Annotated in this window: 15 protein-coding genes; 7 read left to right on the top strand and 8 right to left on the bottom strand. The window is 59.8% G+C overall.

Going from position 1 to position 17,543, the window contains the following annotated elements:
* Positions 1 to 5,170 (bottom strand): fatty acid synthase subunit beta domain-containing protein (locus HMPREF2129_RS07405; protein ID WP_034664922.1); only part of this gene is annotated, 5,170 nt, incomplete at its 3' end.
* Between the two features lie 65 nt (positions 5,171 to 5,235).
* Positions 5,236 to 6,882, bottom strand: coding sequence for an acyl-CoA carboxylase subunit beta (locus HMPREF2129_RS07400; RefSeq protein ID WP_034664919.1), 1,647 nt, complete (start codon positions 6,880 to 6,882; stop codon positions 5,236 to 5,238).
* Between the two features lie 100 nt (positions 6,883 to 6,982).
* Here HMPREF2129_RS07400 and acpS point away from each other — a divergent pair, with 100 nt between their 5' ends.
* Positions 6,983 to 7,366 carry a holo-ACP synthase AcpS gene (acpS, locus tag HMPREF2129_RS07395; RefSeq protein WP_034664917.1) on the top strand — a complete coding sequence of 128 codons (384 nt, stop codon included), beginning with the start codon at positions 6,983 to 6,985 and terminating at the stop codon, positions 7,364 to 7,366.
* 19 nt (positions 7,367 to 7,385) lie between these two features.
* Here the strand turns inward: acpS and HMPREF2129_RS11010 are convergent, their stop codons facing one another.
* Positions 7,386 to 7,556, bottom strand: coding sequence for an RNA helicase (locus HMPREF2129_RS11010; protein ID WP_102724076.1), 171 nt, complete (start codon positions 7,554 to 7,556; stop codon positions 7,386 to 7,388).
* A 53-nt stretch (positions 7,557 to 7,609) separates the two neighbouring features.
* A complete protein-coding gene (locus HMPREF2129_RS07390) occupies positions 7,610 to 8,005 on the bottom strand; it encodes a hypothetical protein (RefSeq protein ID WP_156959258.1) in 396 nt (131 codons plus the stop codon).
* A 93-nt stretch (positions 8,006 to 8,098) separates the two neighbouring features.
* Between HMPREF2129_RS07390 and trpS the strand changes: the two genes are divergently transcribed.
* Together trpS and HMPREF2129_RS07380 are read left to right on the top strand one after the other, a co-directional pair.
* A complete protein-coding gene (gene trpS / locus HMPREF2129_RS07385) occupies positions 8,099 to 9,106 on the top strand; it encodes a tryptophan--tRNA ligase (protein ID WP_034664913.1) in 1,008 nt (335 codons plus the stop codon).
* Positions 9,107 to 9,154: 48 nt separating this feature from the next.
* Entirely contained in the window at positions 9,155 to 10,243 is a 1,089-nt protein-coding gene (locus HMPREF2129_RS07380) for a YhjD/YihY/BrkB family envelope integrity protein (RefSeq protein ID WP_034664910.1), read from the top strand.
* Here the strand turns inward: HMPREF2129_RS07380 and HMPREF2129_RS07375 are convergent.
* Positions 10,194 to 11,495 carry a D-alanyl-D-alanine carboxypeptidase family protein gene (locus HMPREF2129_RS07375; RefSeq protein ID WP_084576664.1) on the bottom strand — a complete coding sequence of 434 codons (1,302 nt, stop codon included), beginning with the start codon at positions 11,493 to 11,495 and terminating at the stop codon, positions 10,194 to 10,196. The genes HMPREF2129_RS07380 and HMPREF2129_RS07375 overlap by 50 nt on opposite strands.
* A gap of 146 nt (positions 11,496 to 11,641) precedes the next feature.
* Here HMPREF2129_RS07375 and HMPREF2129_RS07370 point away from each other — a divergent pair, with 146 nt between their 5' ends.
* Positions 11,642 to 12,400, top strand: a complete 759-nt coding sequence (locus tag HMPREF2129_RS07370) for a VIT1/CCC1 transporter family protein (protein WP_084576662.1) — start codon at positions 11,642 to 11,644, stop codon at positions 12,398 to 12,400.
* 117 nt (positions 12,401 to 12,517) lie between these two features.
* On the opposite strand, the gene HMPREF2129_RS07365 is transcribed toward HMPREF2129_RS07370, so the two are convergent.
* From HMPREF2129_RS07365 to HMPREF2129_RS07355, 3 genes are read right to left on the bottom strand one after another with little or no spacing between them, the layout of a single operon-like run.
* The gene (locus HMPREF2129_RS07365; RefSeq protein WP_034664908.1) at positions 12,518 to 13,756 is read right to left on the bottom strand and encodes a hypothetical protein; all 1,239 of its coding nucleotides are present in this window, start codon (positions 13,754 to 13,756) and stop codon (positions 12,518 to 12,520) included.
* A 39-nt stretch (positions 13,757 to 13,795) separates the two neighbouring features.
* Positions 13,796 to 14,728: a C40 family peptidase gene (locus HMPREF2129_RS07360; protein ID WP_034664906.1), complete on the bottom strand. Its 933-nt coding sequence runs from the start codon at positions 14,726 to 14,728 to the stop codon at positions 13,796 to 13,798.
* On the bottom strand, positions 14,725 to 15,021 hold the full coding sequence (locus HMPREF2129_RS07355) for a hypothetical protein (RefSeq protein WP_034664903.1): 297 nt from the start codon (positions 15,019 to 15,021) through the stop codon (positions 14,725 to 14,727). Before HMPREF2129_RS07355 ends, HMPREF2129_RS07360 begins: the two co-directional genes overlap by 4 nt.
* 71 nt (positions 15,022 to 15,092) lie before the next feature.
* Between HMPREF2129_RS07355 and upp the strand changes: the two genes are divergently transcribed.
* From upp to HMPREF2129_RS07340, 3 genes are all read left to right on the top strand, one after another.
* On the top strand, positions 15,093 to 15,728 hold the full coding sequence (gene upp / locus HMPREF2129_RS07350; protein WP_034664927.1) for a uracil phosphoribosyltransferase: 636 nt from the start codon (positions 15,093 to 15,095) through the stop codon (positions 15,726 to 15,728).
* A 99-nt stretch (positions 15,729 to 15,827) separates the two neighbouring features.
* Complete coding sequence (locus HMPREF2129_RS07345; RefSeq protein WP_052092975.1) at positions 15,828 to 16,217, top strand: helix-turn-helix domain-containing protein; 390 nt, start codon at positions 15,828 to 15,830, stop codon at positions 16,215 to 16,217.
* A 111-nt stretch (positions 16,218 to 16,328) separates the two neighbouring features.
* Positions 16,329 to 17,519 (top strand): amidohydrolase, encoded by a 1,191-nt coding sequence (locus tag HMPREF2129_RS07340; protein WP_034664901.1) that lies wholly within the window; start codon positions 16,329 to 16,331, stop codon positions 17,517 to 17,519.
* Positions 17,520 to 17,543: the final 24 nt, after the last annotated feature.

Below are 17,543 nucleotides of genomic sequence, written 5' to 3'. Positions count from 1 at the left end.
CCGCAGGGGCCGCCGCCACTGCCACTGGTACCGCTGGTGCGGTTTCTGGTGTGGAAGGAGCAGGTGCGGGCGCTGCAGCAGTTTCGGTGTCGGTTTCCGGTGCTGCGTCTTCAGCGGGTGCAACCTCTTCCGGCTTTGGTGCGACCACCACATCTTCAAGCATGACCACGTCCTGGCTGGATTCCACGTTGAACACGGGGACATGAATGCCCACAACGTCCATTTCACGCTTAGCTAGGTTGGTCAAGGTCGGGGAGGAAGCAAGACCAACTTCAATGATCTGCTCCACCCGCGGCAAGAGGAAGTCCTGGGTTTCAATCCAGCGCACCGGGGAAGCAAACTGCCATGCCAAAAGCTCAATCAACAAGGTGCGTGCCAAGGTGTTGCGGTCAGTGTTCTCCGGTGTCATGCCGCGCAGACGCTCGGAAGGAACCTCTTCCAATACGGAGTCAATGAACCCTTGGGTCAGTTCGAAGGGGCGGGCAACCAGGTTGGGGATGTAGCGGTGGACCAATGTGTCAACGTCGATAAGCTCGGGCAACAGCTCATCCAACTTCTCTGCGAAGTCGGCGACACCGCCGCGCAGCACGCGGGAGTGGAAGGGGACATCCACACCCGGCACCGTCACGTACGCGCGTGAGTTGATGGCATTTGCCTTCTCATCCAGCGCAGCAAGCCCGCGCTTCGTGCCGGCGATGGAGTACTGCTGGCCCTTGATGTTGTAATTCACAATCTCCAGGAACTCACCAGTGTCCTCGGCTACCTGTGCGACGTAGGCTTCAACTTCTTCCGGGCCAACGCCGATCATGTTCGGGCGCAACGCACCCATGCCGTAATCCGAGTTGCCTTCCGCATCGCGTGGCACCAAGGAACCCATGGCAGAACCACGCGAGTACACAATGTCAATCACAGCTTCGAGCTCGAAAATGTTGCCCAAGGAGGCGAGCGCCGTGTACTCACCAAGCGAGTGGCCCGCATAGTAAGCATCCGAAGCAAGCGCGTTGCCCTCGCGCAGACGCTCCGTCTGCGCATACGCCACAACAGCGAGTGCTACCTGCGTGAACTGCGTCAGATGCAGCACGCCTTCGGGGTGCTTGAATTCGTGCCCGCGCACGTCAAGGCGCGCCGGGTTCTCATCCACAATGCGTTGGATAGAAAAACCGTGCTTAGTGCGCGTGTGGCGATCTGCCCGGCGCCACACATCACGCGCGGCGGGGGAGGCATCCCGGTCACCCTTACCCATTCCTTCAGTCTGAATGCCTTGGCCTGGGTAGACATACGCCGTCTTCGGCTGCGCCAACAGTGCTTGGCCGCGTGAAACAACATCACCATTAATCCGGCACGTCACCTCGAGTGCCTGGTGGATACCCTTGCGGCCCACGCGCTCAGCGGTGATCTCCACCTCATCGTTCAGCTGCACCATTCCAAACATGGAGTAGGTCCATCCGACAACTTTGCCGTGGCGGCCAGCGAGGTGCTGGGCTGTTGCGGACAGCCACATGCCGTGCACCAGTGGCGCCTGCAGGTTCACCAACGCCGAAGCGTTATACGAAGTGTGGATCGGGTTATAGTCACCCGACACCAGCGCAAACGGGGTCATATCTGCCGGTGCATGCACCACCGCACGGTCCACGAAGGAACGCGGTGTTGCCTCCACCAACTGCGAGGACTTCCCGCCACCATATTCGGGTGCTGCGACCGGCGTTGCCGTGCCCGTGGCCCTGCCACGAATGGCAAAGCGTTGCATCTGGGTGGCCACCGTTTCACCGTCAGAGGTCAACTCAAGCTCAACAGTGACAATGCGACCGGAAGCGGACTCTGCGATGGATGTGCACTTGGACTCCACATCAATGGTGCGACCATCAGCGAGTTCGTCCAATGGCACGCGCAGGTCAATGACGTGATCTAAGTGGACAGCGTTGAGCAGGCCCTCGATCACCGGGTAACCATCTGCGAGTTGACCCGAGCCAAGTGCGGTGTAAATCGCCGGCCAGCATGGACCGACGAGCACATCGGGGGTGCCAAGGACTTGTCCGGTGTTTCCACCTTCTCCTGCGTTGCCGCTTGCCGGCAACGCAGCGCCGGTGACTGCCGAGTGTGCCGCAAGCAGCGATGGTGGCAGGGTGAAGGAAGACCGGGCCAGGCCAAACGGCGCGTCCTCGGACGGCGCTTCAAGCTCCGGCATGGCAATGATTGCGTCGCCTGCCTCGGACACGGAACCCACGCCAGCGAGGCCTTCAAGCAGATCAAACACGCTCTTCGGAAGACGTTCGCGCGATACGACAGGTGAAGCACCGGTGCCCGCGCCCGCTGGAATGTCCACCGGGATGGTCACCTCACGCACGTAGAACGGGCGCTGATCGTCCGGCAGGTGGTCCCATGCGGAATCAGCGTGAATCCGAATGGTCCATTCACGCTCACCCGCAGCATTCACCTCGGACGTGAGGGTAAAAGCATCCTCATCCAGCGAGTACGCCGGGTTGGCCATCAGGTGCCCATGCCACACCAACGTTGGGCAGGACCGCAGGTAGGCTGCCTCATCCTCAGCATCGTGCAGGCGGGAGAAACGGGGGAGGGGGGTCACGCCATCGTCGATAAGCGACTGCGTCGTCGCATCCTCAAACCTGTCCAGAAGCTCCGCGACCGGCTCATTTTTCTTCGTGATGCCCGCCACAGCCACCGGGCCCGGAATAATGCGCACCTGGTCCGCGGTGTAGCGCTCATCCTGCGCTTGCCACAAGGTGTCCTTGCCAAACCACATCTTCAAATCCCCATCCAAGGCCGGCACCCACGGCATCGGCTTCGGGTAGGCGTAGTGCAACCCAATCCACCACGCCGCATCGCGCGGGGACACTTTCACCGTGCGGGCCTGCGGATAATGAGCGAGAAGCTTTTCGACGCCGTCTTGCGGATCCACCCCTTCCCCTTCCGGGAACAACGTGGGGATTTCCCCATGGTCAACCTCATTGAGGCGTGCTTCGATGCGCTGCATCAACGCGATGAAACGCTTATCCCAACTGCTATCCACAAACGGCGCTGCAAGGTCCACGAAACGCTGCACCCACTGCGCATACGTCATGTCCTCAACATCGCCGAAGTAGGGCTTCGACGTCTTCGACAGAGCCTCGATGATCTCATCGCGGTGTGCCTCATACTCCTCAATATCCAGCGAGGTGATCAGGCGTGACGCCTTGGCAAAGGAGTTATCCAGGTCATGCAGATCAGCCAGCAGGTGCGACTGGGACGACGCCACACCGCTAACACCCTGACCGCGGCCAACCCAACCCCCGTTGTGCTCCGGCGGCAAACCTGGAGTATCCACCAGCAGCTGCTTGACGGAGTCCGTAGCTTTGGCTTCCTTCGTAGCCATCGCCACCGTGCCCACAAAGACACCATCTACCGGCATCTTTGCCAGGCCGAATTTTTCCGACCAGGTACCGGTGATCAACTCCGCAGCGCGCGCAGGAGAGTAGACGCCGCCACCGACGGTGAGCACCGCGTTGTCATGCGCGCGGATCTCCGCATAGGTTTCCAGCAGCATGTCTTCCAGATCAACCCACGAGTGATGCCCACCCGCATGGCCGTCTTCGACCATGAGGATCACCGAATCATCTGGATTGGCTTCTGCGATCTTCAGCGCGTCGCGCACCTGCTGCGTCGTGCCCGGCTTAAACGCGATGTAGGGGAAACCATCACGGTGCAGCTGCGCAAGAAGCTCTGTTGCCTCCTCAACCTCGGGGATGCCAGCGGAAATACACACACCGTTAAATGGTGCGCCCGCAGCGCGTGCTTTGGGCACCATGCGGGTCTGCCCAAACTGCAAGTTCCACAAGAAGCGGTCGAAGAACATGGTGTTGAACTGTGCGGTGCGGCCCGGCTGCAGGAAGCTAACAAGACTGTCTTTGTGCTTGCCAAACTCCTCCTCGGAGTACATGCCACCACCGGCAAGCTCCGCCCAGTAGCCGGCGTTGGCGGCAGCCGCCACAATCTCACCATCGGCCGACGTCGGCGTCATACCGCCCAAGATGATGGGGGATAGGCCGGTCAGCGCAGAAAATCGCGTCTGCGTGTAGGACTTGCCGTCAGGCAGCGTGATCACGCGTGGGGCATATTGCGAATAATCCGCCGCAGCCGACAGCTTTTCACCCGGACGCGCCAAGGCATCGCGTTTGGTGGGGGTGGACGCATCAATCACCGGCACACCGGCGCCACTGACAAGCGTGGAAATGATGCTTGTGGTGCCCTTATCAAGTGAGATCACATGGCTTGCGCCTTGACGCAACAGGTCACGGACGGTGCTGGTGAAATCAAACGTGTCCACGAGGATGGTCTGCGCAAGTTCACGCGGGGTTGTGCCAGCGAACGTGATGCCACAGTCTTCCGCCCACTGCGCAGCCTGCTCCACCGCCGCCATATTGCTTGCAACATGGAACGGGTAGGCCACGTCCAAGTAATCAAACGTTGGCTGAATCTCAGATCCGCCGAATTCAACCTCGAGGCGGGAGTTGTAACCACTTGCCTGCGACTCGATCGCACTTTGCGCACGCTCCAACGCCTCCGGCGTGCCGGAGAGCACCACGTGACGGCGCTCATTGATCACGCTTAACACCGCGCCTGAATCCTCCGGCACAAAGTCATTGATCTGATCAACCGTGAGACCACGCACCGACAGCATACGGCTGCGTGCATCCGTCGCACCGTAATCATTCGTCGCGGCAGCACCCAGGATGAAAGCAAAAGCAAGAGCGTTCTCCACAGTCTGCCCGTCGCCTTCAGGGTCCATTGCTACTGCGCCAAGTACACCTTGTGAATGCCCACCGAAGTGGACGTTGTTCAGATCCAGGCCAAGCTCCGCGAGGTGCTCAGCTGCAGCGATCTGCGCGAGCAGAATTGCCGGCACGCTCACAGCCGGAAACGCATCAACTGGTGCGACATGCGGCTCATTGTTCAGTGCGTCCCGGATCCGCTGTGCTACTCCCGGCACGACGGATGCCAAGGGGCGCGCGACAGGGCCCGTGATTGATGCGGCACTGTCAAGCAGTTTTTCCATCCGCTCACGAGCAGCAGGAGAGGTAACCCCCGCATCAAACAAAGCCTGCTGCCATGCGCTGCCTTGACCGGGGAAGATCAGTGCAGGAGTGGTGAGAGCCTGAATCGGGGCAATAATCATGATGTTTTCCTTCAAAGGTCTAGAAATAGTGGCTGGAAACAATATCTGGAAACAAAAATTGGGTATTAGAGCGGGATATTGCCGTGCTTACGCATCGGTCGGGCGACAACTTTGTCCTTGAACAGGCGCAGGTTCGCTGCAATGGCGGTGCGAGTTTCGCGGGGCAAAATCACGGAATCCACCAGGCCACGTTCCGCAGCTCTATATGGGTTGAGTACCGTGTCCTCGTACTCGCGCTCGAAACCTGCGACAAGCTGTGCCAGATCTTCCTCGCTCATCCCAGATTCTTTGGCTGCGGCGATGTCCTTGCGGTTGATAAAACCCACAGCACCCGCAGCGCCCATCACTGCGATCTGTGCGGTCGGCCATGCCAGGTTCACATCTGCGCCCAAACCCTTCGAACCCATCACGCAATACGCGCCCCCGTATGCCTTGCGCATGGTCACAGTGATCTTGGGTACGCTGGCCTCGCCGTATGCGTACAAGAGTTTCGCGCCGCGGCGCAGAATGCCGTCATGCTCTTGGGCAGAACCGGGCAAGAACCCCGGAACATCCACCAGCATGACAATGGGGATATTGAAGCTATCGCAGGTTCGGATGAAACGCGCGGCCTTCTCGGCGGAATCAATATCCAAGCAGCCTGCTAGCACCATGGGCTGGTTAGCTACAAAACCCACGGTTTGGCCTTCCACACGACCAAAAGCAGTGACCACGTTTTCGGCGCGCTGTTCCATGACTTCCAAGTACTCGCCGTCATCGGCGACACACGCGATGACCTCACGCACCTCATACGGTGAGTTGGCGGAATTGGGAATGAGCGAATCGAGTTCCGCGCACGCCTCCTCGTCCGCCTCCGCCGGGGTGCCGGGATGATGGCCGAAAGGGTGTGGGACAGCGGTGCGCTGGCGGTTGTTGGACGGCAGATATTCCAAAAGCTCGGCCACCCAGTCCAGGGCGTCCTGGTCATTGTCTGCAACGTAATGGCAGTTACCGGCCTGCTGCATGTGGATCCAGGCGCCACCGAGTTCTTCTTGGCTGATCTCTTCGCTGGTGACGGTTTTGATTACATCCGGTCCGGTGACAAACATCTTCGAACTTTCATCGACCATGACCACGAAATCCGTCAATGCCGGGGAGTAGGCATTGCCACCGGCGCATGCGCCCATGATGACGGAGATCTGTGGCACCACACCGGATGCCTCGATGTTGTGGCGAAAGGTCTGCGCGATCCAATCCAGAGAGACAACGCCATCTTGGATGCGTGCACCCGCGCCCTCGTACAAGCCGATGAGCGGGCGCCCGGTTGTGACGGCGAGTTGCTGAATTTTGGTCATCTTCTCGCCGTACACCTCACCCAGTGCGCCACCGAAAACAGTGCCGTCCTGGGAGAAAACACACACTTCCCGGCCGTCTATCGTGCCCGATCCAGTGACGATGCCGTCGGTGACCGGGCGCTTGGACTGCATCCCAAAATCATGGGTGCGGTGGCGTGCGAATTGATCAGTTTCAACAAATGAGTCCTCATCGAGGAGGTAATCAAGGCGCTCGCGTGCAGTAAGTCGACCCGCAGCGCGCACCTTGTTGAGCGGTTCAGCGCCAACCGGTTCCGCAGCTTCGGTGCGACGCCGTAATAAGTCTTCATTCTTTTGCGACGTAGTTAGGGGAGGGGAAGAAAAAGGCGAACTAGTTTCGCCATCGAAACTATCAGACATATAGGCATAGTAAACCTATTGAGCCGAAAGTCTCGAATTGCCCCCAAGATTCACAGGGGGAAAGCGGTAAAGGGTTTAGGTTGGAACCATGTGTGCAGGAATGTTTATCGGGACAGATGTTGTCCACGTCCCGTCCTTTGCTTCGCAGCTTGACCAGGAAGGATCCACATTTCTTCGCGTATTCACGGACCGCGAATGGCGCGCATGTGCCCCGAAGGCTGACCGCGCAGCGTCGCTTGCGGCGCGGTGGGCCGCGAAAGAGGCCTACATCAAAGCGTGGTCCCAAAAACTCTATGGCGCACCGCCAATCATCGACCCGGCAGAACTGAACTTCGCAGAAATAGAAGTAGTGCAGGATGCTTTTGGGCGCCCCACGCTTGAATTGCATGGGGACGTAGCCGCGTTGGGCGTGCCAGTTGCCAGTGTATCATTGAGTCACGACGGCGATTACGCCATGGCAACGGTTCTCGTTGTGGCAGAGTAGGCCGGCAAGGGGAATCAGGCTAAAGCTCGATTGCGGCGAGATCTCGTATGCGCTGCGTGATCTTCACATTGCCCTTGCCCTCACGGTCACGTTTCATAATGAGTTTCGCGGCGGCCACTTGACCTTTATTGATCTTGGTTGAAGCCGGGGCTGCTTCACGTGGGGATTTGTTTGTAGCGGTTTCCATCATCTCGCCTCCTTCTTGTCTGCAATTTCGCTGGTGATTGTGTTGTCTATGTTATCTTATTCCGTCGAAGAATCCACCACGGTTTCCAGGAGTGCATCGATAAGCTTTTGCTCCTCTGTTCGCAAGAAGGGCAGACCATCTAGAGAATCTAAAACTGCCACGCCAATTTGTATTGCCGTTTGATTGTTGTCTTTGCACAAGTCAGCTGCCCAACGTAGATTGGCGTACCACTCTGTGGATTGGTCTTGCTTACGGCTATTTCGAACCGTGTGATCAACTCCGGCCCATGCTATACCCGCTGCACAGACCGGACCGAATAGGCGCGCAATGAAATCAAGCGTGGTTTTCGTACCATCAGGTGTGCTGGTTGCCAAAGCTATTGCGAAACCAATGGATGTGAAGACTGCTACGCCGGTAATAACCCACGGCACTATTTCTTTCCAGCTGCCCACTGCTTCCCCCGATGTGTCATCCCATAGGCGTAAAAGATTTTGGACCCAATCTTAGTGTGCGCCCGGTCACGGCCGGGGGATACACTGGCCACTATGTCTAAACAGCGTGTTCTTTCTGGAATCCAGCCGACCGCCGACTCGTATCATTTGGGTAACTACCTGGGTGCCCTGAAGCAGTGGATTGACCTGCAGGATGACTATGAGGCGTTCTATTTCATTCCGGATTTGCACGCGATCACGGTGGACCAGGATCCGGAGGAGTTACGTGAGCGGACGCTGAAAGGCGTCGCACAGCTCATTGCGTTGGGGATTGATCCGGATAAGTCCACGTTGTTTGTGCAGTCGCACGTCCCGGCGCATGCGGAGTTGACGTGGGTGCTGCAGTGTCTGACGGGCTTTGGTGAGGCCAGCCGGATGACGCAGTTTAAGGATAAGTCGGCGAAGCAGGGGCAGGACCGGACGTCCGTAGGTCTTTTCACCTACCCGATGCTCATGGCGGCGGATATTTTGCTGTATTCGCCACAGCTCGTGCCGGTGGGGGAGGATCAGCGCCAGCACTTGGAGCTCACCCGCACGTTGGCAGAGCGTTTCAACGCGCGCTTTGGCAAGACGTTCGTGGTGCCGGAAGGGTTCATTCCGGAGGGCTCGGCGAAGATCTATGACCTGCAGGAGCCGACGGCAAAGATGAGTAAGTCGGGTGCGAACCCGAAGGGTTTGATCAACCTGCTCGACGATCCGAAGACCTCGGCGAAGCGCATCAAGTCCGCGGTGACGGACAATGACGGCGTTGTCGCTTTCGATCGTGAGAATAAGCCCGGCGTGTCCAACTTGCTGGCCATCCAGTCGGCGCTCACCGGCGAGGCGATCGATGCGCTCGTGCAGAAGTATGAGGGCCAGGGCTACGGGGCGCTCAAGGGCGATACGGCTGATGCGCTTGAAGCATTTACGACGCCGCTTCGCGCGCGCTACGACGAACTGATTGCGGACCGCGCTGAACTGGAAAACATTCTGTCTCGCGGTGCGGAGCGTGCACGTGAATTGGCTAATCCATTGTTGGCTGATGTGTATGAGAAGGTCGGCTTTTACGCGCCGAAACGCTAAACGCCGTTAAAGTGGGGCGAACACCTATTTAGAAAGGACCGCCACCACATGGCTACATCCACGTCACCCCGTAAGGGTTTTACGGACGAGCAGGGTATTGAGCGTGCCCACCCGAGCCAGGAAGATGAGGGGGTTGTGGCCGAGGTGAAGGAGAAAGCGCCTCCGATCGCTCACCTCATGCGCATGAATGATCGGTTTGGTGCGCAAGGCGGCAACCAGTTCGCTGCCGGTATTACGTACTTCTCAGTACTGTCGATTTTCCCGCTGACCATGTTGCTGTTCGCGGCGATGGGTTTTGTGTTGGCTGCCCGCCCTGACTTGTTGGAGCAGATTCAGGATCAGATCGCGCAGTCTGTTTCTGGTGACACGGGTGAGATGGTGAATCAGCTCGTGGAGTCCGCGATCGCTCAGCGTGGTGCGGTGGCTGGTATTGGTTTGTTGACCACGCTGTGGTCAGGCCTTGGCTGGATGAATCACTTGCGTACCGGCATCAGTGCCATGTGGTCGCTGGACGCGAATGAGGGCGGTGGCAACTTCGTAACGAAGAAGCTCGCGGACCTCGTCGCGCTTATCGGTTTGTTGGTTCTCCTCATCGTTGCTTTCGGCGTTACCGCAGTGGGCTCTTCCAGCTTGACGACGACGGCGATGGCCCACTTCGGCCTCGACACCTTCCCCGGCGCCCGGTTTGTGGTGTTCTTGGTTGCTCTCGCTGCCGGTATTGCAGCCAACTTCCTGGTTTTCTGGTGGATGGTTGTGTTCATGCCGCGCACAAAGGTGCCGAAGAAGTCTGGCCTCAAAGGTGCCCTGCTGGGTGCCGTGATCTTTGAGCTGATTAAGCAGTTCTCCACCGTCATCGTTGGCTCCGCCACCGGCAACCCGGCTGGTGCCATCTTCGGCCCGATCATCTCCCTGATGGTCGTGCTCTACCTCGTCTGGCGCGTGGTGCTCTACGTCTCCGCGTGGACTGCCACCACCGAGGAATCCTTGGCGCTGGAGGAGCCGAAGATTCCGGAACCAGCAGTGATCAACATCCGCGCCGCCGCAGCGCAGCCGGACAACACCGGCCGCAGCATCGGCATCGGTGCCGCTATTGGCGCTGCTGGCGTTGCCGCGCTTTCGCTTTTGACGCGACGCTAAGCCACGTACCCACGCCCGCTAGGGCGATCACTGCGGCCAAGACCGCGATGCCTTCCCACGGCAGTGACTCACCGTCGCTGGCCGGGGGTTCTTCTTTGGGGGAGGGGGTGGTGGGGGCGGAGACGTCGATAAGCGATGCGACTGCCTTCGAACGTGGGACCTTGTACCCCTCATGGATAAGCTGTTGGGTTTGCTCCCAGGCGCGGGCGCGATCGACGGTGGTGTCGAGCACGATGGCCATGATGCGGCGGCCGTTGCGGTCAAGCGCGCCGACAAACGTGTGCTTCGCATCGTCCGTGAATCCCGTTTTACCGCCGATGCCATCCGGATCATTGAGGTAAAGCATGTTGTCGTTGTAAACATCAAAGCCTTCGTAGACCGTGCCCTCCCTCGTGGTGTAACCCGGGAAAGGGTAAGACTCCGTGGAAATGATCCGGGTGAACACCGGGTTTGCATACGCCGCGCGATATGCCAGGCCCATATCCCACGCGGAGGTGGACATCCCCGGCGCGTCCAGGCCTGAATAGCTGGCCACGCGCGTGTCTTTCATGCCCAGCTCAGCGGCTTTCGCGTTGACCTTCTCCAGGGTCTTTTCATCCCCGCCCAGAGCCTGCGCAAGCGCATGCGCCGCATCATTGCCAGACACCATGAGCAGACCGTGCAGGAGATCATCGACGGTGTACTCCCCACCGCCGCCCAAGCCCACCGCGGAGCCCTCCTGGCCAGCTGATTCCTCACTGACCGTCACCTTCTTATCCAGCGGCAACTCCTCAATAACCACCAACGCCAGCAGCACCTTAATTATCGACGCCGGACGGTACCTCCCATGCGGATCTTTCATCGCAATAACATCCCCCGTATCGATGTCCGCTACCAACCACGCTGTGGCCAACACATCATCATTGACCGTGAAACCAGGTGGCGCAATGACACCACACGGCCCGTCATAGACCACCGGCAGCGGTGGCGGCGTCGGCAAACCCGGCGCAACGCGTTCCGACGTACTCACCGGCTCCGGCGGCCACGTCGCTTGCGGGCACCTGTCCGTGTTCGGGGCGTGCTCGCGCGGCGGTGGTGTGATCACGGTGTCAGTGGCGTTGAGGGCGTCGGTGGTGCCCTCGGCGCTGCCCGGGTCTGCGAAGGCAACAGGTACAGCGAGGAGTCCAGGGAGGAGCGCGGCAATGGCGGCGGTTTGCACGCATGCCCTGTGACGGGTCTTGGCCCGGCCGGTGGGGACGTCACAGGAAAACATGGTGGATCCAGTTTAGGCCTCGTTTACAGTGCTCCTTTGCGGCGCGCCCAGATAGCTAAGCCTCGCCTCAAAATCGTCCCTGACCTGCAGTTAGTTAGTATTACCTTGCTTGCGGGGTTGAATTGGGGCGGGGTAAACATTGAGCCATGAGCGAAAAGAAACCCCAGAACCCAAGCTCGGTCAGTGTCGTGGCGCCTGAAAACTCGCCGGAAGTCGAAGTAGAAATCCACGGCATGAGTGAAAAACTCAACCGTTTGCGCGCCGCTGTGCTTGGTGCGAACGACGGCATTGTTTCCACTGCTGCGGTGGTGGTGGGTGTGGCCGGCGCAACGTCCTCGATGCGTGAGATCGCTACCGCTGGTGTTGCTGCTCTTGTGGGTGGCGCCGTGTCCATGGCACTGGGTGAGTATGTTTCTGTCTCCTCACAGCGTGATGCGGAGGAAGCCGCGATTGAAAACGAACGCGGACTGCACGACGCCGATCCCGACGCAGAGTTCAAGCACCTCGTGCAGGCCTACAAGAACTCGGGCCTGAGTGATCAAACCGCTATCGCTGTTGCCCGTGAACGCACGAAGACCGACCCGCTCGGAGCTCATCTGGAAGTTCACTACGGCATCGACCAGAAAGATCTGGTCAACCCGTGGTCCGCCGCGATCGCGTCCTTCATTTCTTTCTTCCTGGGCGCGCTGCTGCCACTGGCAGCTGTGCTCCTCGCCCCGGAAGTGCTTCGCGTGGTGGTCACAGTGCTGATTACGCTCATCGCACTGGCTGTCACCGGTGCGATCTCTGCCAAGCTCGGCAGGGCGAAGCCGATGCGGGCGTTGGTCCGCTTGGTTATCGGTGGTGGCCTGGCTCTGGCAGTCACGTACCTTGTGGGTACGTTGCTGGGCACCGGTATGGCTTAAAGTTTCCCTGCAAGGAAAGGGTGTTTTAGAGGGATTCTGCACCGTTTTCAAAAATGGTGCAGCGTGGGGACCCGACCGGGGACCGTCGGCCGCCCCGCAACGAACCCCCGAAACCCCCTAGAACTTGGAGAAGCGCTTCACCAGGATCTCCTCCAGGCTCTTCCAGCCCTCAGCTTTGTCGGTGAAGGGGGCGGAGGGCACATATCCGGCGGCTTCGGTGGAGCCGAGCATGTAGGCGAGGTAGTCCTGCATACGAGGGTTGGCTAGGAGGAACGAGTTGAGCGAGTCATCGTTGGCCCAGTCGGCGGCGTCGGCCATGAGTTCGTAGGCCTTGGCCATCTGTTTAGTGTCCACGGCGTCAACGCCTTTGTCGATGTCAGCGGCGATGCCGTTGAAGGAGTAGGAGTTGTCCGGGTGGACGGTGACGTCGAGTTCGCCGGAGTTGGCTAGGTTCATGATGTCGGGCCAGGTGGACACGGCTGCAAGGTCATGGTCGTCATTGTCAACAATCCAGCGAGCCATGTGCTTGGCGGTGGGGAAGGTGAAAATCTCCCCGTACTTGCCCAGGAAGATGGGGGCGCCATCGACGTAGGTGCGCATGGTGTACACGCCTTTACCTTGGACGGTGATTTTCACGGGGTCGATGCCAGCTTCGGCCCAGGCGGAGATGTCGTAGGGGTCGGCGGCATCGCGGGCGGCTTCGGCGTCTTTTTCGGCGGCGGCGCGGGCTTCTTCACGCGCGGTGGTTGCAGCGGCGATGGAGTCCGCAGCGGCGCTGATGCGCTTAGGGTCCAGCTCGGAGTCATCCACGACTCGTACGGCCTCGTCGAGGGAGTGGACCACTGTTTCCCAGTTGGCCAGCACGGTGCGGCCGACGCCGGACCATTCAGACAGCCCGTTATCGCCGGAGTAGTGCTCGTAGCCGCGGTTGATGTTGCCCAGGATGGAGTGGGAAGCGAAGAAGATCTGCGCGTCGCTAGCCCCAGCAACTTCCGCAAGGGAACGGGCCAGCTGGAAGCCGCGTGCGACGGCGGAGACATTTTCGTGGCTGGGGCGTCCGGCGAGGTAGGACGGCAGGCCGATGATGTCGTAGGTGTTCTTCTCTTCGGGCACGACGCGGTCATCCCCGCCAGACTGGAATGCGGGCCACTTGGGGTGGTCGGTGAGGTCGTGGTCGGTGTTGTCCTCGAGGTAGACCAGCAGGGCCTCGGGGCTGTTGAACACTAGGACGTCATCCTTGTCACCGAGGAAGGCTTGCCATTCTGTGCCACCTTGGCGCCAGGTGGGGGCCCAGAGGGTATAGAAATCACCCTCAGTCAAGGAGATTTTCACAGGGAGAATCGCGCGCGTACTCATGCCCTGTCACATTACTCAATGCGGGGACCGTTTCGCGCGCTACCCCGTTGGTCGCCAGAAGCCTTTGAAGGGCATGCCGATATTGTCAGTGCGCACGGAGCTCATCTGCACGGGTGAGCCGGCCTCGATCATTTGCCCGTCGCCGGCGTACATGGCAACGTGTCCGGTCCATACCACAAGGTCACCGGGTTGGAGTTCCTCGTAGCTCACTTGCCGCCCAACAGCTTGGTTTTCTGCGGTGCGCGGAATGTCCACGCCCGCTTGTTTGTAGGCCCATGAGGTCAGTCCGGAGCAGTCGAATCCGCCCGGCGCACTGCCTCCCCACACATAGGGGGTGCCTAGTTGGGCTTTCGCGGCGTCCACGGCTGCGCGTCCCACGGCGTTGTCGCCTTCTTGCGTATCGACGTCCTCCGGGGCCCCTTCCGCCGCCACCACCACCTCCTCCTCTATTCCCGCCAGCTGCCGAAGTTCGGTTTCGGCGGCGTAATTAGCGGGTGTGGCAACGAGTTGCTCGCGAGCAGCGGCGGCTGTGACCAGACCTTCGAGGCGTGAAACGAGTGGTTGGAGTTCACTTTCCAGTTGGCTTAAGCGCTCGGCGACGGCGGTGAATGCTTCAGTGGCCAGGTCCACCAGCCGTGTCATCACACTCACCGCGCCGGGGCCGGTAAACAAGCCGGGAACCAGCGGTGCGGCCTGGTTCAGGAAGCGTTGGCCAATGTCCAGGATGTCCACGCCAGCAGCCTGGATGAGGGGAGTGGCGTCGTTGAGAATGTTGGTGATGGCCACGCGGTCGTCGAAAAGCGATTGTGCTGCGCGAAGCAAACGATTGGGATCGGCACCAACGATGGCAGCAAGGGGCACAGCCGACATGAAATCAGGCGGTGAAGGGATGTCGACCTGAGGCAACATCGGAGGTACAGCCTGTGCGACGGCGGTGACGACGGATCCGATGTCGATGGGCAGGGTGATCATGGCTGTACCCCCTCGAAGGCGCGCGCCGAGGAGCTATCCACACGCACAGCCCCCGCCGTGAAGACCTCCATGTTGGAGGCAGTGCGGTGTGCCTCATTCGACAGAAGCGAGGCTTGTTCGTTGGCGGATGCAACGGCACTGCTTACGGCGGCGCTGAGCCCCGCAAGAGGTCCAACATCAGGCAATGGCGGAAGAGTGATGGGAAGAGTCGAGTCCGCGTCGCTCCGCAAACGCGCGATGTGCTCAGCGGCCGTGCTTGTGTCGAAGAAAAGATCAGAAAATGAAGTATCCATACTTACTTTGACTGCCATAACCCCTCATTCGGTTCCCTCCGAACCGAAAATTTCTGGTTAGCATTGTGTTCATGCAGATCACCGTCATCGAACACCCGCTGGCAATTTCCCGTCTCACCCGCTTGCGTGACAAGCGAACCAGCAATTCCAGCTTCCGCGCAGCCCTGTCTGACTTGGGCTCCATGCTCATCTACGAAGCATCCCGGGACCTGGAAACAGAGACCTTCGACTGTGAAACCCCCGTGGGCACTGCACACGGTGTGCGCCTGAAGCAACCGCCGATCATCGTGCCCATCATCCGCGCCGGGCTTGGCCTGGTGGACCCATCTTTGGCCATGATCCCAGATGCCCAGGTGGGCTTCATCGGGCTGGCGCGCGATGAGGAGACCCATGAGCCAGTCCCGTACCTGGAGGCCCTGCCCGAGGATCTCTCCGGACAGCCAGTCTTTCTGGTTGATCCGATGCTGGCTACCGGTGGTTCCCTCGTACACGCAATTGAGCTGCTCACCGATCGTGGTGCGGATGACATCACCGTGGTCACCGTGGTGTGTGCGCAACAGGGCGTGGACCGAATTGCGAAACTCGACGCGCCATTGCGCCTTGTCACAGCCACGATTGATCCGGCCTTGAACGAGGACGCCTACATCGTCCCCGGCCTCGGCGATGCGGGCGACCGCTTGTACGGTCCACGAAATATTCATTTGTAGTGTTTTTCCAATGGACAGCCCCTGCGTAGCTGCGCTAGTCTCGCAAGGGAAAACATCTACTGCTGCTTTCAGGGGAAGCGCACCGCTTAAGGGGGGATGATGTCTGGAACACCTGACCCGTACGCCGACCGTGTGTGCGGGCGCGAAACTTTCGACGAGGTGGTCAGCGACGCACGCTGGGCCAGCCTCGGCTTTTCTATGTCAGAACGGCTCCGGACCATCCGGGAACTCCGCGGTTTGAGCCAGATGCGCCTTGCCACTGTTGCCGGGTTGTCGCGCACCGTGGTGTCTAACTTGGAGCGCAACCAGCACACCGGTGCGCGTCCTTCTGACCCCACTTTGTCCACGGTGTATCGCCTGGCCTACGCGCTGCGTGTGCCGCCGGCAATGTTGCTGCCCGGGGCGGTGAATGAGCTCGGGGAGATCTGCTGGGAAAACTTTGAGCCAGTGTCGATGACGGAGATGCTCAACGTTTCCACGGCGGATTGAGATTCATCGGAGGAGCCCTCTCGGCGCCCCGACTAACTGTACAGCTTGGTCTAGGGGTACAGTCACACCCATTAATGTTGGTGCCTAAAAGTCCTAAGAGGAGAGTGCGCTGTGGGACTGTCTGCCCAGATTGACTCGTGGTTTACGGCTCACCGCGATGAGATTATCGGGTGGCGCCGTCACCTTCACGCTAACCCGGAAGTGTCGCACCATGAGGTGGAAACCACCGCGTTCATTGCGCAGACACTGCGGGACCACGGACTGGAGCCGCACCTGTTCCCGGAGACAGGCCTGTACGTAGACATCGGCCCTGAAGATAATGAGAAGCTGGCTTTCCGCGCGGACATTGACGCGTTGCGGGTCGATGAGGTTTCCGGCCTTCCTTTCGCGTCTCGTGTCCCTGGTGTGTCTCATTCATGTGGCCATGATGTGCACACCACGATCTGCCTGGCACTGGCGTGCGCGTTATCTATGCTCGATCTACCCTTTGGTATCCGCATCATCTTCCAGCCAGCCGAAGAAGTCATGGACGGTGGCGCCCCGGATGTGATCAAGTGGGGTGGCCTGGACGGTGTGGCGTGCATCTACGCGGTGCATGCGGAACCGAAAATCCGGGTGGGGCAGATTGGTGTGCGTGTTGGTGCGATCACCTCAGCAGCTGATGTGTTGCGCATCGCTGTGAATGGCCCTGGTGGGCACACCTCGCGCCCACACCTGACTAATGATGTGGTGTACGCGCTGGGCAGTTTGGTCACCCAGTTGCCGGGCTTATTGTCGCGCCGTGTGGATCCCCGCACGGGCACAGTGTTGGTGTTTGGCCAGATTGAGGCGGGCATTGCGCCAAATGCGGTGCCGAAGACCGGGCGGGTCGGTGGCACGATCCGGACCCAAGATATTGGTACGTGGCGGACGTTGGAGCCACTGATGGAAAAGCTTGTGGCAGACGTTGTGGCCCCGACTGGCTGTAGCCATGAGTTGACGTACATCCGTGGTGTGCCGCCAGTGATGAACGATGACGTAGCCACCTCCGCGCTCGTGGAGGCCGCCCGTGCGATTGACCCGCACGCGGTGATTCAGGCACCACAGTCCAGTGGTGGGGAGGACTTCTCCTGGTACCTCGAGCAGGTGCCGGGTTCCATGGCGCGCTTGGGCTGCTGGTCTGGTACCGGCCAGAAGTATGACCTGCACCGCGGGGACATCGATATTGATGAGCGCTGCATCGACGTCGGCGTTCGCCTGTTCGGTTCCGTCGTGGAACGCTTCGGCAGCATGCAGGATGCACAGGCCGCTGCGTTGACCTAGACCTACCTAGTTAGGTCTTGTTAA

Source organism: Corynebacterium tuscaniense DNF00037 (assembly GCF_000759055.1).
Lineage (GTDB): Bacteria > Actinomycetota > Actinomycetes > Mycobacteriales > Mycobacteriaceae > Corynebacterium > Corynebacterium tuscaniense.
The sequence above is the reverse complement of the archived record's forward strand: the minus strand, read 5'-3'. Positions and strand labels throughout refer to the sequence as shown.

Bases quoted from the DNA above. Each gene is read 5' to 3' on its own strand.
- HMPREF2129_RS07400 (WP_034664919.1), bottom strand. From the start codon at position 6,882: ATGTCTGATAGTTTCGATGGCGAAACTAGTTCGCCTTTTTCTTCCCCT.
- acpS (WP_034664917.1), top strand. From the start codon at position 6,983: ATGTTTATCGGGACAGATGTTGTCCACGTCCCGTCCTTTGCTTCGCAG.
- HMPREF2129_RS11010 (WP_102724076.1), bottom strand. From the start codon at position 7,556: ATGATGGAAACCGCTACAAACAAATCCCCACGTGAAGCAGCCCCGGCT.
- trpS (WP_034664913.1), top strand. From the start codon at position 8,099: ATGTCTAAACAGCGTGTTCTTTCTGGAATCCAGCCGACCGCCGACTCG.
- HMPREF2129_RS07380 (WP_034664910.1), top strand. From the start codon at position 9,155: ATGGCTACATCCACGTCACCCCGTAAGGGTTTTACGGACGAGCAGGGT.
- HMPREF2129_RS07375 (WP_084576664.1), bottom strand. From the start codon at position 11,495: ATGTTTTCCTGTGACGTCCCCACCGGCCGGGCCAAGACCCGTCACAGG.
- HMPREF2129_RS07370 (WP_084576662.1), top strand. From the start codon at position 11,642: ATGAGCGAAAAGAAACCCCAGAACCCAAGCTCGGTCAGTGTCGTGGCG.
- HMPREF2129_RS07365 (WP_034664908.1), bottom strand. From the start codon at position 13,756: ATGAGTACGCGCGCGATTCTCCCTGTGAAAATCTCCTTGACTGAGGGT.
- HMPREF2129_RS07360 (WP_034664906.1), bottom strand. From the start codon at position 14,728: ATGATCACCCTGCCCATCGACATCGGATCCGTCGTCACCGCCGTCGCA.
- HMPREF2129_RS07355 (WP_034664903.1), bottom strand. From the start codon at position 15,021: ATGGATACTTCATTTTCTGATCTTTTCTTCGACACAAGCACGGCCGCT.
- upp (WP_034664927.1), top strand. From the start codon at position 15,093: ATGCAGATCACCGTCATCGAACACCCGCTGGCAATTTCCCGTCTCACC.
- HMPREF2129_RS07345 (WP_052092975.1), top strand. From the start codon at position 15,828: ATGTCTGGAACACCTGACCCGTACGCCGACCGTGTGTGCGGGCGCGAA.